This window comes from Microbacterium sp. Nx66 (genome assembly GCF_904066215.1).
Lineage (GTDB): Bacteria > Actinomycetota > Actinomycetes > Actinomycetales > Microbacteriaceae > Microbacterium > Microbacterium meiriae.
This window is the reverse complement of sequence record NZ_LR880474.1, coordinates 1357617-1371017: the sequence shown is the minus strand read 5'-3', so window position 1 is coordinate 1371017 and position 13401 is coordinate 1357617. Positions and strand designations below refer to the sequence as shown.

The window sequence follows — 13401 nt, the reverse complement described above, 5'->3', positions numbered from 1 at the left end:
AGGCGGTTCGGCAGAGATGAAGGAGATGGACATGGCCCGTGATTTCCAGGGCAGGATCGAACTCGACGTCCGCGATTCGGAGGCCGACTGGGAGGCCTTCCTCCCGGCGAAGCCACGAGAGGGAGCACCCAACGTTCTCGTCGTCCTGTACGACGACACCGGCATGGCGGCGTGGTCCCCGTACGGCGGACGCATCAACATGCCGACCATGGATCGCCTGGCGCAGAACGGTCTGACCTACTCCCAGTGGCACACGACGGCGCTCTGCTCGCCGACCCGCTCGACGTTCCTCACCGGGCGCAACCACCACCTGAACGGCTTCGCGACGATCTCGGAGTCGTCCACGGGGTTCCCCGGATACAACTCCCACATCCCCGACTCGAACACGACCATGGCCCACGTCCTGCGCGACGCCGGCTGGTCGACGTTCTGGGTGGGCAAGAATCACAACGTCCCGATCGACGAGTGGACGGCCGGCGCCTCCAAGAAGCACTGGCCGCTGGCGCAGGGCTACGACCGCTTCTACGGCTTCATCGGCGGTGAGACCAACAACTGGTATCCCTCCCTCGCCGAGGACAACCACTACATCGACCAGCCCGCCCTCCCCGAAGACGGCTACCACCTGTCGAAGGACCTCGCCGATCAGGCGCTGTCGATGATCCGCGACGTCAAGCAGACGGAGCCGGACAAGCCCTGGTACCTCTGGTTCTGCCCCGGCGCGAACCACGCCCCGCACCACGCCCCGCAGGAGTACATCGACAAGTACAAGGGCATGTTCGACGACGGCTACGAGGCGTACCGCGAGTGGGTACTGGCCCGGATGATCGAGAAGGGCATCGTCCCGGAGGGCACCGAGCTCACCCCGCTCAACCCGATGCCGGAAGGCTCGTTCTCGGCCGCCGACGAGGTACGCCCGTGGGACTCCCTGGACGCCGAGGAGAAGGCGATGTTCTCGCGCATGGCCGAGGTCTACGCCGGATTCAGCGAGTACACCGATGCCCAGGTCGGCCGTATCGTCGACTACCTCGAGGAGTCGGGACAGCTGGACAACACCCTCATCATCTACTGCGCCGACAACGGCGCCTCCGGAGAGGGCAGCCCGAACGGCTCGGTCAACGAGGGCAAGATCTTCGGCGGGTACCCGGACGACGAGGCCGAGAACCTGCGCATGGTCGACAAGCTCGGCTCCCCCGACACCTACAACCACTACCCGACGGGCTGGGCCGCCGCCTTCTCGACGCCCTACAAGATGTTCAAGCGCTATACCTACCAGGGCGGCGTCTGCGATCCGTTGGTGATCCACTGGCCGGCCGGCATCAGCGCGCGTGGAGAGGTCCGTCATCAGTACCACCACTCCACCGACATCGTGCCGACGATCCTCGAGGCCTGCGGCGTCGAGTTCCCAGAGGTGTACAACGGCATCGAGCAGACGCCGTTGTCCGGCGTCTCGATGGCGTACTCGTTCGACGCGGCGCCGGAGGCACCCACGGAGAAGGAGACGCAGTACTACGAGATGTTCGGGCAGCGCGGCATCTGGCACCACGGCTGGAAGGCCGTCACCGTCCACGGCCCGATCAGCGGCACGGGGCACTTCGACGAGGACGAATGGGAGCTGTACCACACCGACGTCGACCGCGCCGAGGCCGTCAACCTCGCCGCGGAGCACCCGGACAAGCTCGAGGAGCTCAAGGCGCTCTGGATGGAAGAGGCGAAAGCCAACGCGGTGCTCCCGCTGAACGACCTCCAGATCATCGGGAACCCGAAGGACTTCGAGACCTTCGTGGCGATGGAGTTCCATCAGCCCGCGCCGCCCTCCGGCCGGTTCGTCTACTATCCGGGCACCAGCGAGGTGCCGGAGCGGTCGGCGGCGAACACCCACGGCGTCTCCTTCAAGATCGCGGCGGAGGTCGAGTTCACGCCCGACACCGAGGGCGTCATCTTCGCGCACGGCTCCCGGTTCGGCGGCCACGCTCTGGTGGTCAAGGACGGTCAGATCCATTACGTCTACAACTTCCTCGGTATCCCGCCGGAGGACCGCATCTCCGGCCCCGCCCCCACTTCCGGGAAGCACATCATCGGGGTCGATTTCGTCAAGGAGGGCATGGGCGAGTACCGGGAGGGCGTCGGGCCCGCGCGGCTCTACATCGACGAGGAGAAGGTCGACGAGAAGCAGATCCGCACGGTCCTCGGTCACTTCTCGCTCTGCGGGGAGGGCCTGACGATCGGACGGGACAGCGCCGACCCCGTGTCGTCCCTGTACGGATACGGATTCGACTTCCGCGGCGGGAACATCGCCCAGGTCGTGTTCGACATCGCCGACGACGCCTATCTCGACCTGGAGGCGCACCTGGCGGCCGCCATGGCCCGCGACTGACGGCCCGGCGGCCGCCCAGGCCCTCAGAGCAGTCCGAGGGCCTGGGCGGCCGCCGTCACCCCGTCGCGGTCCGAGACGCCCAGCTTGCGATAGATGTTGCGCACGTGCGTCTTCACCGTGTTCGGCGAGATGTACTCCTGCTGTGCGATCTGGCGCAGCGTGGCGTTGCGACTCAAGGCGCTCAGCACGATGCGCTCGCGCTGCGTCAGCTCCTCCTCGACGAGGACCCCGGCGGCGGCGAGCCGCTCCCGCACCCGATCGGCGAAGTGCGTGCGCGCCCCGACCGTCGCCCGGGCCGCGAGCAGCCGCGACACGACGGGTCCCGCTTCTGCGATGCGGCGCACATGATCCTCCGGCTCCGCGAGGGCGAGGGCGGTCGCGAGCGCCAACTGCGCCCGATCCGGCTCCCCGTCGTGCACGTCGAGCTCGGCTTCCACCAGCCACGCGTCGATCATCGACGCAGGAAGCAGACACGGGGTCGCCCCCTCCAGCACCGACGCCAGCGCACCCCGGGCGATGCCGTCCCGGCGGTCGTGCACGGCGGCGATCGCGCGGAGCACGAGCACATCCCCCGTATCCCCGAGCGCGTCCTCCATGTCGGTGATGAAACGGTCGCGGAGCGTCGGCTCCCCCAGCCGGTCGAAGGCATGGACGGCGAAGGGCGCCATCATGGCGTACCAGTGCGGCGGAAGCGGCAGATCATCACGGGGGGTCAGGGTGTCCAGGAGCCGCACGGCCGCCTCGCGGGGATCCGCGGACCGGTCCGCCTCGAGCAGCCCGCGCATCCCCTGCAGGCCCCGCGCGATCGCGGTCTCTCCGCCGTCGGCGATCACCCGCGCCGCCGTGTGCAGGGTCTGCGCCTCGTCGATGGTCTGCATGCCCTCGTAGGGTGCCCAGAAACGCCAGACCCGCGTCACCTCGAAGAAGGGATTGTCCGGCTCGTCGAACTCGTGCCAGCGGTGCTCGAGAGCGGCTCCCGCGACGATGGCGTCGCGGAGCCTCCCGCGGAACAGCACGCTGGTGGCGAGGACAGCTTCGGCCTGCAGCTCCGCCGCGCGCGCCCCGATCGCTCGCGCGAGATCCCCCGCGAGTCGCGCGGTCGCCTCCGCCTGATCCAGCCGTCCGATGTAGAGCTCCGCCGTCGCGGCCTCCAGGAGGGCGTAGGTGTCGAGCTGCTCCTCTTCGCTGAGGCCGCGGAGGGCGGCGCCCGCCCCGTCGAGCGCCTCGGCGATCCCGCCCCGGCGCAACGCGGTGTGGAGTTCGATCCCGTGCCGCCACCGACGGTCGACGTCGGACTCCCCCGCGTCGACGGACGGCACGATCACGGCGGCCGACGGGTCCCCGCAGGACAACTCCGCCGCGGCGATCAGCATCCGCACCGTCGGCACCGATCGCAGGGCAGCCGGCAGCTCCCCCATCACCTGCCGCACCGCGTCCGCGCGGCCGTCCAGCACGAGCTGCATCCCACAGCGCCGCAGGACGCCGGTCGTGCAGGCCGTCTCCCCACCGCGGACCGCGTGCCGCAACGCGAGGAGAGGCTCCTGTCGGGCGGCGAACCAGTCCGCCGCCCGACGGTGGAGCTGCTCCTCTCGGTCGGGGCCGCCTTCCCGCAGCCGGCCGAGGAGGAACTCCCGCAGCAGTGGCGGATAGTGGTAGCGGGGCGGGTCCGCGGCGTCGGGTCCCGCGAGCACGGTGAGGCGGAGCAGCCGGTCGATCAGGGCCGTCACGGCCCCGGCTTCCGAGAGCACTGCGGCGAGTTCGGCGGTGAAGGTCTCCACGACCGCCGTCGCCTCCAGGAAAGACCGGAGCTCGCCGTCCAGGTCGCCGAGGACCTCCTCGACGAAGTAGTCTGCGACTTCGGGGGCGTCTCCGCGGAGCGGACGGGAGAGCACGGTCTGCGCCCCCGCGGCGTCGAGCATCATGAGCTGCAGGCCGGTCGCCCATCCCTCGGTTCGGGAGAGCACGGAGCTGATCTCCCCCTGGGAGAGCCGGATACCCCGCGTGCGGAAGAACGCCCTGACCTCGGTCGGGTCGAACGCGAGCGCGCGGGCGTCCAGTTCGAGCGCCACCCCCGCGATGCGTCGACGCGCCAGAGGGATGGCTCTCGTCCCTCGTCCGGAGAGCACCACGTGCACGTTGCCCGGGGCGTTCTGCACGAACGTCGAGATCAGCTGCGCGGTCTCCTCGTCCTCCACACGGTGCACGTCGTCGACGACGACGACGATGCGCCCCCTCGCCTCGCTGAGGGCCCGGGCGAGCGCCCGCGCCGTGGCCGCGGACCGCAGGGAGGACACCTGGGACAGCGCGTCCTGCAAGCCGGGATCGTCGATCCGCTCGAGGGCCGCACGCACGAGCGGCAGGTCCGCCTCCCCGCGCTCCAGCGCCACCCACACGAGCGCGATCTCCGCATCGGCGCGGAGATCCTGCGCCCACTGCAACAGCAGCCTGGTCTTCCCTGATCCTGCCGGCGCGCTCACGAGCGTGAGCGTCCACGGCCCGTCCATCGCGGCCGTCAATCGCGAGAGCAGGCGCTCTCGACGGACCTCGCCCTTCACCGCAGCAGGTAGGGGACTCTCGTCCGTTCCCGCCCTCCGTACATCGTGCAGCACTCGAAACCCCCCGATTTCGATCTTGCTCCCCCTCGCGGGCAGTCTATTGCAAGGTGGGAGCGGTCCCGCAAGAGGTATCGCGGACCGGGCTCACTCGGTGACGCCGGCGCGCACCGGCCGTCGGATCGCCAACAACGCCGGCACCAGCGCCCCGAAGAACAGCGCGAGGGCCACGCCCAGGAACGTCTCGAGGGTCCGCTCCAGGAAGCGCGCGGTCGGCGACTCGACCGATGTCGACAGCAGCAGGGTGAGGACGAGGAAGGTCGTGAAGGCGGGGGCGACATACCACCGGCTCTCCTGCACCGCGCCGAGACACCCCAGCACGACGCCGATCGCGAGGCCGATCACCGCACCACTCGGAGACAGCAACGCGAAACCGGCGGCCGCCAGCGCTCCGATGAGCACCGACGCCGCCCGACCGACGCTGCGGAGGACGAGCTGCCCGCGCACGGGACGCATCACGAGCAGCACGGCGCCCGTCGCCCAGCCCACGTGCTCGACCCCGGTCGCGAAGCCGATGGCGGCCGCCGTCCCCGCGGCGGCGCCCAGGAGAATCCCGTAGATCAGCAGGGCTCGCCCCTTGGGCATGGCCGCCGGGGCCCGCGCACCCGCCCCGTGCTCCGGCCACAGAAGCGCGATGAGCCACGCGTAGATCGAACCCGTGACGATCGCGCCCGCCAGAAGGAGCGTCGTCGAAGACAGGGGGAAGCTCAGACCGATCCCGACCATGGGCAGGACAAGGGTCAGAGCGAGCTGTCCGGCGCGCTCCCGCGCGGCGAGCATGCTGGCCAGCACCGCCAGCACGGCCAGGGCGAGCACGGCGAAGATCGGTACGAGGGAGAGGGTGGCGCCGAGCAGGAGCCCCAGCGCCACCAGCGCCCCCAGCACCGGGATCGCCGAGCGGGCCCGCCGCCGCGGGGGCAGTCCGATGACGGCCGCGGGCAGGACCCCGATGCTCAGCGCCAGCGCGAGAGCGGGGTCGAACGGTGCGACCGCGATCGGAGGCACGGCGTACAGGACGCCGAGACCGAACCGCGACCACCGCCACGTCAGTCCCCCGCGCGCCGCCATCATCGTCTCGCTCTCCGGTTCCGGCTGCGGTCGGGCATGCTCTCCCCGGTATCGATCGCCCCACGGATCCCTCGTGCCGTCAGCCTAGGCAGGCGATGACCGCGCGTCACCGCTCGTCGGGCACTTCACCCGGGTGAACGCCCCCGCGCTCCTCCCGGTCCGCCGCGGCCCGGAGCCCGACATCGACGGCAGGGTGCACGCGGCCCGCCTCCACCAGCCCGGCGTACCAAGGGGTCCGCGCCGCGACGACGGACGCCTCCTCCGGCAGAGCCGCGAGGTGGAGCTGCACACCGAGTTGAGCCAGCTCCCGGTCGAGCGCCTCCAGGGTGTCGAGCACGGTGATGGACATCACCACCTGCTGCGGCAGCCCGAGCACGAGCGTCCGCACCGGCTCGGCCTGAGCCGCGACCGTCTGGACGATGAGCCGCTGGTTGGCGAGCGCGTTCGCGGTGTACAGCCCCCGTTCCGGTTCCAGACCGAGAGCACTCCCCCTCCGCCCCACGACCCGGACCCGGGGGATGTTGAGCTCCCGCAAGACGAGGACGAGGGTCACCACGACCCCGACGGCCACCGCAGGAAGGAGTCCCGCCGTGAGGCCGATCGCCGCGACCGCGGTCGCGACCCAGAAGTCCACTCTGCTGATGCGCGCCCACCGCACGAGCTCGGGGATGTTGATGAGTCCGGCCACCGCCGTGAAGACCATGGCGGCCAGCGTCGCCTCCGGCAGCAGGCTGAGCACAGGAGCGAGGAAGAGCGCGACCAGGACGGCCAGCGCGACCGTCGTCAGCGTCGCCAGCTGGGAGCGGGCGCCGGCTCCCTGGTTGACCGCGCTCTGCGAGAATCCGCCTGCTGCGGGCATGGCCGCGAAGAATGCGCCGACGGTGTTCGCCGCCCCGGTCGCGAAGAGCTCCTGGTCGCTGTCGATCTGCGGCTCCGTCGCCTGGCGCAGGCTGCGCGCGACGGCAGCGGACTCGAGGAAGGCCATGACGGCGATGGCGAGCGCTCCCGGCACGAGGGCCGCGGCCTCGGACAGGTCAGGGATGCCAGGAACGGGCAGACCACCGGCCACCGGGGCGATGAGGTCGACCCCGAGTTCATCGATCCCGCCGACCCCGACGAGCAGCATGCCGGCCGCGACGACGACGAGGGTGCCCGGCACCCGCGGAGCGAAGCGCTTGAGGAGCAGGAGGGTGGCGATGGATCCGGTCGAGAGGAGCAGCGTGGGCACGTTGACGCTGTCGAACGCCCCTCCCACGGCGACCAGGGACCGGAGGAAGCCGTGGCCGGAGAAGTCGAACGACTCTCCGAGGAGCTTCGGCAGCTGGCCCACGGCCACCGTCGCCCCGACCCCGATCTTCAGTCCGAGCACGGTGGCTCCGCTGATGTTCTCGACGAGCGAGCCCAGGCGGCACGCCCGCGCGAGCAGCAGCACCGCCCCCACCAGGAGGGTGAGCATCATGAGCGCGCCGAGAGCGTCGTCCGACCCCGCAGCGACGCCCGCCGAGACCAGCGTCGTCGCGGTGAGGGTGGCGATGGTCGAGGTCGTCGAGACACTCATCGCCCTGCTGCCGCCCAGAAGAGCGTAGACGAGCATCGGCACGATGCACGTGTAGAGGCCGACCTGCACCGGGAGGTCGGCGATCGTCGCGTAGGCCATGGCCTGCGGCACCACCACCGCACCCGCGGAGAGGCCGGCGAGGACGTCCCGCACGATCCACCCGCGCTGGTAGCCGTCCAGAGTGCTCAGCAGCCAGGACGGTCTGCGCACTGCGCTCATCGGGGCTCCCTCCGCCGTCGAGGGAAGCGTACTGCCGACGCTCCGGCGGCGTCCGGCCGAGGACGCGTCGCGGACCCGAGTCACCCGGGTGAACTCCCCACGGAACCGGTGCGGAGGGTCACGGCCGCCGGTATGTTCCGAGCGTGCCCCGGCGACGGCGGCACCGAGAAAGGAGCAGTCATGGGATTTTGGGCATCGTTCTGGGACATCATCTGGTGGTTCCTGTGGATCTTCGCCTTCACCGCGTACCTCTTCGCTCTGTTCGCGATCATCGGAGACCTGTTCCGCGACCACAAGCTGAGCGGCTGGTGGAAGGCCGTGTGGATCCTCTTCCTGATCTTCGTGCCGTTCCTCACCGCCCTCGTCTACCTCATCGCCCGCGGCAACGGCATGGCCGAACGCAGCAGCGCCGAGGCGCGTCGGGCGCAGGAGGCCGCGAACGCCTACATCCAGCAGGTCGCCGGCAGCAGTCCGAGCGAGGAGATCGCGAAGGCCAAGGCACTCCTCGACGCCGGCACCATCACGCCGGACGAGTACTCCCTCATCAAGGCGAAGGCGCTGCAGTAGGCCGCGGCCGGCCCCCACCATCGCGAGGAGCCCGCGGCATGGACCTGCAGGATCTGCTGCCCACCGACATCGACTGGTGGCAGCTGCTGCTCGCCCTGCTCGTCGCCCTCGCGACCTGGATCATCTCGCGGTTCGCACGCCGGGGCACCACAGCCCTGCTCCGGCGTGCCCCCGGGATCTCCGCCGCCGTCGGGACGGCGATCGCGCAGTTCGTCGGCTACGCCATCCTCCTGCTGGGCTTCGGCATCGCGCTCGCGATGCTCGGCGCCAACGTCCAGCCTCTGCTCGCGATCGTCGTCATCCTCGGCATCGTGGCGATCCTCGTCCTCCGCGGCGTCGCCGACAACTTCGCGGCCGGTGTGCTGCTGCAGGCACGGCAGACGGTCCGCATCGGCGACGAGATCGTCGTGGAGGCCCTGGATTCGGTCATCGCCGGGACCGTGACCGAGCTCAACGCCCGCGCGGTGATCCTGCACACCGTCGACGGGCGCACCCTCCACATCCCCAATGCGCGCCTGCTCTCGGATCCCGTCGTCAACGACTCCACCCATGGCGCCCGGCGCAGCGAGGTGGAGGTGCGGGTCCGGCGGGACGGGACGACCGGGATCGATGATCTGCTCGCGCCGCTCGTCGACGCGGCCAGGACGGCGGAGGGCGTGCACCGGCACGAGGGCGTGCGGGCACTCGTGGTCAGCGTGAGCGCAGACCGGCTGACCGCGCGGCTGCAGTTCTGGCACCACCCGCTGCACGGTGCCGTGGCGAGTGCCGCGGTCGTGATCGCGGTCTTCGATGCCCTCGGCAACCTCGGCACGACCGGCACGGTGACCAGCGTCCCGGCCCCACCACCGCTCGTCCCGTCCGACCCCGTGTGAGACCAGGGGTGCGCGATGTCGGTGCCCTCGGGCATGATCTGCGCATGGACATCACCTTCCTGCAACCGGACGGCCTCGTCCGCAGCCCTGCCTTCAGTCACGCCGCTGTCGTCCCGCCCGGGGCGACCACCGTCTACATCGGAGGGCAGAACGGCGTCGATGCCTCCGGTGCCGTCGTCTCCCCCGACGTGGCCGCGCAGTCCCTTCGCGCTCTCGACAACGCCCGAGTCGCACTGGAGTCCGCGGGGGCGACGCTCGACGACGTCGTGAGCTGGACCGTCCTCATCGATCAGGAGGCAGATCTGCGCGCGGCGTACGGCGCCGTGGCCGCCACGCTCGCCAGAGAGGGCGCCCCGCCCCTGGTGACCGCCGCACGGGTGGCGGGCCTCGGCGTGCCCGGAGCACTCATCGAGGTGAGCGCGATCGCCGCAATGGTCCGCGACTGAGTCAGATGCGACCGCGCACGGGGGTGCGTTCCGCGCCGTCCGGCTCGTCGGGCATGGTCATCTCGGCACGGACACCGAGCAGCCGCACTTCCCGGTCGGCGTCGAGGGTCTCGCCGAGAGCGAGTGCCATCGCGACCACGTCCTCTCGTTCCGTCGTGGGGTCCGGGAGCTTCCGGCCGAAGGTCTTCGTCTCGAACGGCGCATACCGCACCTTGAGGTGCACCCGGGTGACCGGGCGCCCTTCGACGGCGCAGTCGTCGAACGCGTGGCCCGCGAGCTCGCGCAGCGCATCCTGTACCGCGTCGCGTGTCGTGAGGTTCTGCTGATACGTGGTCTCTCGACTGTGGCTCCGGGCCACCCACGGGGTGTCGTCGACGATCCGTGGCCCCAGCCCCGAGCCCAGACCCAGATACCACCGCCCCATCTTCGGACCGAACTCCGCGACCAGCGTCTCCTCGTCCGCGGCCGCGAGCTCGCGCACCGTCGCGATACCGTGGGTCGCCAGCCGCTTCTGCACCTTCGGCCCCACGCCCCACAGGTCACGCGTCGGCCGGTCGCCCATCACCGCGAACCAGTTGTCGGAGGTCAGCCGGAAGACCCCCCGCGGTTTGCCGAACTCGGTCGCGATCTTCGCCCGCACCTTGTTGTCGCCGATGCCCACCGAGCAGTGCAGGCCGGTGGCCTCCTCCACCGCCCGCTGGGCGGCCCGCGCGACGCCCTCCGGATCATCGGTCGCGACTCCGAGGAAGCACTCGTCCCACCCCACCACCTCGAGCACCACGTCCGGCAGCGCACGCAGCGCGGCCATCACCTCGTCCGATGCCCGCTCGTACTCCGCGTGATCGACGGGCAGGAACACCGCGTCCTCCGGCGCCTTCCGCGCCGCGATCTTCAGCGGCATGCCCGACCCGATGCCGAACGCGCGGGCCTCGTACGACGCCGTCGAGACGACGGCCCGCTCGGTCGGATCACCGCGTCCCCCGACGATGACAGGACGGCCGGCCAGCTCCGGACGGCGCCGCACCTCGACTGCCGCGATGAACTGATCCATGTCGACGTGCAGCACCCACTCGGTCATGCATCGAGTGTGACCGCTGACGACCGGGAAGTCACCCCGTCAGACCAGGAAGATCGGCAGGAGCCCGGGGTTGTGGGCGTGGACGAGGACGGCGAAGACCACCGCATCGAAGAGGAGGTGCACCGTGACGACGTAGGCCAGCGAATGGGTGCGGAGGAAGATGAACCCCTGCAGCAGCGCGAACGGGATGGTCAGCAGCGGCCCCCACTCCCGGTAGCCGAGCTCCCAGAGGAAGGAGACGAAGACGACGGCCTGCAGCACGTTCGCCAGCGCATCGGGGAAATGGCGACGCAGCAGCGCGAAGACGGTGCAGATGAAGAACAGCTCATCCCAGATGCCGACCGCGCCGACGCCGACGAACAGCCGCGCGATGAGATCGGGCGTGTCCACCACGGGCCAGTTCTGATAGACGCCGCTGGTGATGAAGTAGAAGGGCAGGATCAGCCAGCCGAGCACCAGCACCGCGACGAGCCAGCCCCAGTGGAGCAGTCCCCAGCGCTGCCCGGTCCGCCAGGGGAACCGGATCGCCCGGTCGCGGAAGGCGAACCGCGAGAGCAGATACGGCACGAGCACCGCACCGCCGAGCGCGAGGGCGAAGCGCAGCATGGCCAGGTTGTCGAGCTCCGCCGCGAGCGGGATGACGCTCACGATGAGCATGCCGAGCGCGATCAGCGAGAGGTCACGGGTGAGCGAGGGCCGCCGGGATCCGTCGGCCCCGGTCAGCGGCTCGCCGCGGCGCTCCACGAGCAGGGCGGCACCGACGCCCAGCGCCAGCAGCAGCCAGCCGAGCCAGGGCAGCGCCACGACGAAGAAGGCCGGGGCGGCCGCGCACACCAGCGCCGCGGGGACGAGGCGCACCCCCATGGGCGCACTCGGAGAGGCCTCCGTCATGCACGATCCCGTCGGCGGTACACGAGATCGCGGATGTCGCGGCCCTTCGCGCGGCCCTTCCGCTCGAAAGCGGTCATGACGCGGCCGTCGAACCGCTCGGCCCAGTCGCCCTCGAAGGCCCGCTCGAACAGAGGCTCGGCGTCGAGCACCTCCCGCATCTGCAGTGCGTAGTCCTCCCAGTCGGTCGCGAGCCGGAGGAGGCCGCCGTCGCGCAGCGCCCTGGCGGCCGTGTCCCCGAATCCCGGGCGCACCAGGCGACGCTTCGTGTGGCGCTTCTTGTGCCAGGGATCGGGGAAGAAGATCCACACCTCGGCCGCCGCTGCCTCCGGCAGGTACGAGGAGAGCACCTCCGGCGCATTGGCCTCCACGACGCGGAGGTTCTGTGCACCCGCGCGGTCGGCGTCGAGCATGGTCCGGGCGAGCCCCGCACGGAAGACCTCCACCGCGAGGAAGTCGTCGTGCGGACGGCTCGACGCGGCGGCGACGATGGCATGCCCCTGGCCGGACCCGATCTCGACGAAGAGATCGGCCTCCCGGCCGTACTCGGCGGCGACGTCCAGCCGCGCCTCGGGGTGCACGGAGGTCCATGCCACCGCGCGCGGGACATCCAGCAGATAGTGCGGGGCGAGATCGGTGAAGGCGCGCTCCTGCGCCTCGGACATCCGGCCGCTCCGACGCACGAAGGACACCGGTTCGTCGCGGAAGGTACGCGGTTCGGGCATGGATCCAGGGTAGTCGCCGGCGGTCCCGCGGCCGGACGCGGTCACCCCGCGGGCGCGGTGACGAAGTCGATCAACTCCTCCACCCGCCCGAGGAGCGCGGGCTCGAGGTCGCGGTAGGTCGTGACCTTCGACAGGATGTGCTGCCAGGCCCTCGCCGTGTCGGCCTGGGTCTCGTGCGGCCAGCCGAACGCGCGGCAGATGCCGGTCTTCCAGTCGACGCCGCGCGGGATCTCGGGCCATGCCGCGATGCCGAGTGCCCGAGGGGTGACGCACTGCCAGACGTCCACGAACGGGTGGCCCACGATGCGGACGTGCCGGCCGTGCGGGCCGCGGGCGACCGCCTCGGCGATGCGGGACTCCTTCGACCCCGGCACGAGGTGGTCGACGAGGACTCCGTACCGCCGTCGCGCACTCGGGGGCTCAGCGGCGAGGAGCTCGTCGAGCAGATCCACGCCCTGCAGGTACTCGACGACGACGCCCTCGACGCGCAGGTCGGCGCCCCACACCTTCTCGACGAGCTCGGCGTCGTGCCGCCCCTCGACGAGGATGCGGCTGGGCAGCGCCGTCCGCGCCCGCTGATCCGCCACCGCGAAAGATCCGGAGGCCGTGCGACGGGGTCCCTGTGCGGACGCCGCCGGGGCGGCGAGGCGGACCGGAGCTCCGTCGATGAGGAAGCCGCCGCCGAGGGGGAACAGGCGCCGCCGGCCGAGCCGGTCCTCGAGCTCCACGGTGCCGCCCTGCACCTTCGTCACGGCCCCGCAGAACCCGTCCGCCGCGACCTCGACCACGAGATCGACCTCCGCGGGCACCTGCGGCACCGGCTTCGCGCCGCGCTCGCGCCAGCCCGCCGCCAGCACGTCCGATCCGTACCTGTCGTCCATGCCTTCCAGCGTATGTGCCTCCGCTGAGGGCGAACGCCGAGACGCGCGCGAGTGCTGTCGCGTGTCGTACCCAGTGCATAGACTCGACACATGGGGCTCGGCTGCCGGTCGGA

At 70.9% G+C, this 13401-nt stretch carries 11 protein-coding genes; 4 read left to right on the top strand and 7 right to left on the bottom strand.

Annotation, left to right across the window (positions count from 1 at the left end):
- Nucleotides 1-31 precede the first annotated feature (31 nt).
- Entirely contained in the window at nucleotides 32-2374 is a 2343-nt protein-coding gene (locus tag MICNX66_RS06400; RefSeq protein WP_187663780.1) for an arylsulfatase, read from the top strand.
- 23 nt (nucleotides 2375-2397) lie between these two features.
- On the opposite strand, the gene MICNX66_RS06395 is transcribed toward MICNX66_RS06400, so the two are convergent.
- From MICNX66_RS06395 to MICNX66_RS06385, 3 genes are all read right to left on the bottom strand, one after another.
- Entirely contained in the window at nucleotides 2398-4929 is a 2532-nt protein-coding gene (locus tag MICNX66_RS06395) for a LuxR C-terminal-related transcriptional regulator (RefSeq protein ID WP_187663779.1), read from the bottom strand.
- A 144-nt stretch (nucleotides 4930-5073) separates the two neighbouring features.
- Nucleotides 5074-6057 (bottom strand): FUSC family protein, encoded by a 984-nt coding sequence (locus MICNX66_RS06390; RefSeq protein ID WP_187663778.1) that lies wholly within the window; start codon nucleotides 6055-6057, stop codon nucleotides 5074-5076.
- Nucleotides 6058-6160: 103 nt separating this feature from the next.
- A complete protein-coding gene (locus MICNX66_RS06385) occupies nucleotides 6161-7831 on the bottom strand; it encodes a SulP family inorganic anion transporter (protein ID WP_187663777.1) in 1671 nt (556 codons plus the stop codon).
- Between the two features lie 180 nt (nucleotides 7832-8011).
- Between MICNX66_RS06385 and MICNX66_RS06380 the strand changes: the two genes are divergently transcribed.
- The 3 genes from MICNX66_RS06380 to MICNX66_RS06370 are packed head-to-tail and all read left to right on the top strand — an operon-like array spanning nucleotide 8012 to nucleotide 9716.
- Nucleotides 8012-8398 (top strand): SHOCT domain-containing protein, encoded by a 387-nt coding sequence (locus MICNX66_RS06380; RefSeq protein WP_187663776.1) that lies wholly within the window; start codon nucleotides 8012-8014, stop codon nucleotides 8396-8398.
- Between the two features lie 38 nt (nucleotides 8399-8436).
- Nucleotides 8437-9270 carry a mechanosensitive ion channel family protein gene (locus MICNX66_RS06375; protein ID WP_187663775.1) on the top strand — a complete coding sequence of 278 codons (834 nt, stop codon included), beginning with the start codon at nucleotides 8437-8439 and terminating at the stop codon, nucleotides 9268-9270.
- 44 nt (nucleotides 9271-9314) lie between these two features.
- The gene (locus MICNX66_RS06370; RefSeq protein WP_187663774.1) at nucleotides 9315-9716 is read left to right on the top strand and encodes a RidA family protein; all 402 of its coding nucleotides are present in this window, start codon (nucleotides 9315-9317) and stop codon (nucleotides 9714-9716) included.
- Between the two features lies 1 nt (nucleotide 9717).
- On the opposite strand, the gene MICNX66_RS06365 is transcribed toward MICNX66_RS06370, so the two are convergent.
- The 4 genes from MICNX66_RS06365 to MICNX66_RS06350 are packed head-to-tail and all read right to left on the bottom strand — an operon-like array spanning nucleotide 9718 to nucleotide 13288.
- Nucleotides 9718-10794, bottom strand: a complete 1077-nt coding sequence (locus tag MICNX66_RS06365) for a DNA polymerase IV (RefSeq protein ID WP_187663773.1) — start codon at nucleotides 10792-10794, stop codon at nucleotides 9718-9720.
- A 39-nt stretch (nucleotides 10795-10833) separates the two neighbouring features.
- Nucleotides 10834-11685, bottom strand: a complete 852-nt coding sequence (locus MICNX66_RS06360; protein ID WP_187663772.1) for a CPBP family intramembrane glutamic endopeptidase — start codon at nucleotides 11683-11685, stop codon at nucleotides 10834-10836.
- Nucleotides 11682-12407, bottom strand: a complete 726-nt coding sequence (gene trmB, locus MICNX66_RS06355) for a tRNA (guanosine(46)-N7)-methyltransferase TrmB (protein ID WP_187663771.1) — start codon at nucleotides 12405-12407, stop codon at nucleotides 11682-11684. The genes MICNX66_RS06360 and trmB overlap by 4 nt, the downstream gene beginning before the upstream one ends.
- Nucleotides 12408-12448: 41 nt before the next feature.
- Nucleotides 12449-13288 carry a DUF3097 domain-containing protein gene (locus MICNX66_RS06350; RefSeq protein ID WP_187663770.1) on the bottom strand — a complete coding sequence of 280 codons (840 nt, stop codon included), beginning with the start codon at nucleotides 13286-13288 and terminating at the stop codon, nucleotides 12449-12451.
- Nucleotides 13289-13401: the final 113 nt, after the last annotated feature.

Bases quoted from the DNA above. Each gene is read 5' to 3' on its own strand.
- MICNX66_RS06400 (WP_187663780.1), top strand. From the start codon at position 32: ATGGCCCGTGATTTCCAGGGCAGGATCGAACTCGACGTCCGCGATTCG.
- MICNX66_RS06390 (WP_187663778.1), bottom strand. From the start codon at position 6,057: ATGATGGCGGCGCGCGGGGGACTGACGTGGCGGTGGTCGCGGTTCGGT.
- MICNX66_RS06385 (WP_187663777.1), bottom strand. From the start codon at position 7,831: ATGAGCGCAGTGCGCAGACCGTCCTGGCTGCTGAGCACTCTGGACGGC.
- MICNX66_RS06380 (WP_187663776.1), top strand. From the start codon at position 8,012: ATGGGATTTTGGGCATCGTTCTGGGACATCATCTGGTGGTTCCTGTGG.
- MICNX66_RS06375 (WP_187663775.1), top strand. From the start codon at position 8,437: ATGGACCTGCAGGATCTGCTGCCCACCGACATCGACTGGTGGCAGCTG.
- MICNX66_RS06370 (WP_187663774.1), top strand. From the start codon at position 9,315: ATGGACATCACCTTCCTGCAACCGGACGGCCTCGTCCGCAGCCCTGCC.
- MICNX66_RS06365 (WP_187663773.1), bottom strand. From the start codon at position 10,794: ATGACCGAGTGGGTGCTGCACGTCGACATGGATCAGTTCATCGCGGCA.
- MICNX66_RS06360 (WP_187663772.1), bottom strand. From the start codon at position 11,685: ATGACGGAGGCCTCTCCGAGTGCGCCCATGGGGGTGCGCCTCGTCCCC.
- trmB (WP_187663771.1), bottom strand. From the start codon at position 12,407: ATGCCCGAACCGCGTACCTTCCGCGACGAACCGGTGTCCTTCGTGCGT.
- MICNX66_RS06350 (WP_187663770.1), bottom strand. From the start codon at position 13,288: ATGGACGACAGGTACGGATCGGACGTGCTGGCGGCGGGCTGGCGCGAG.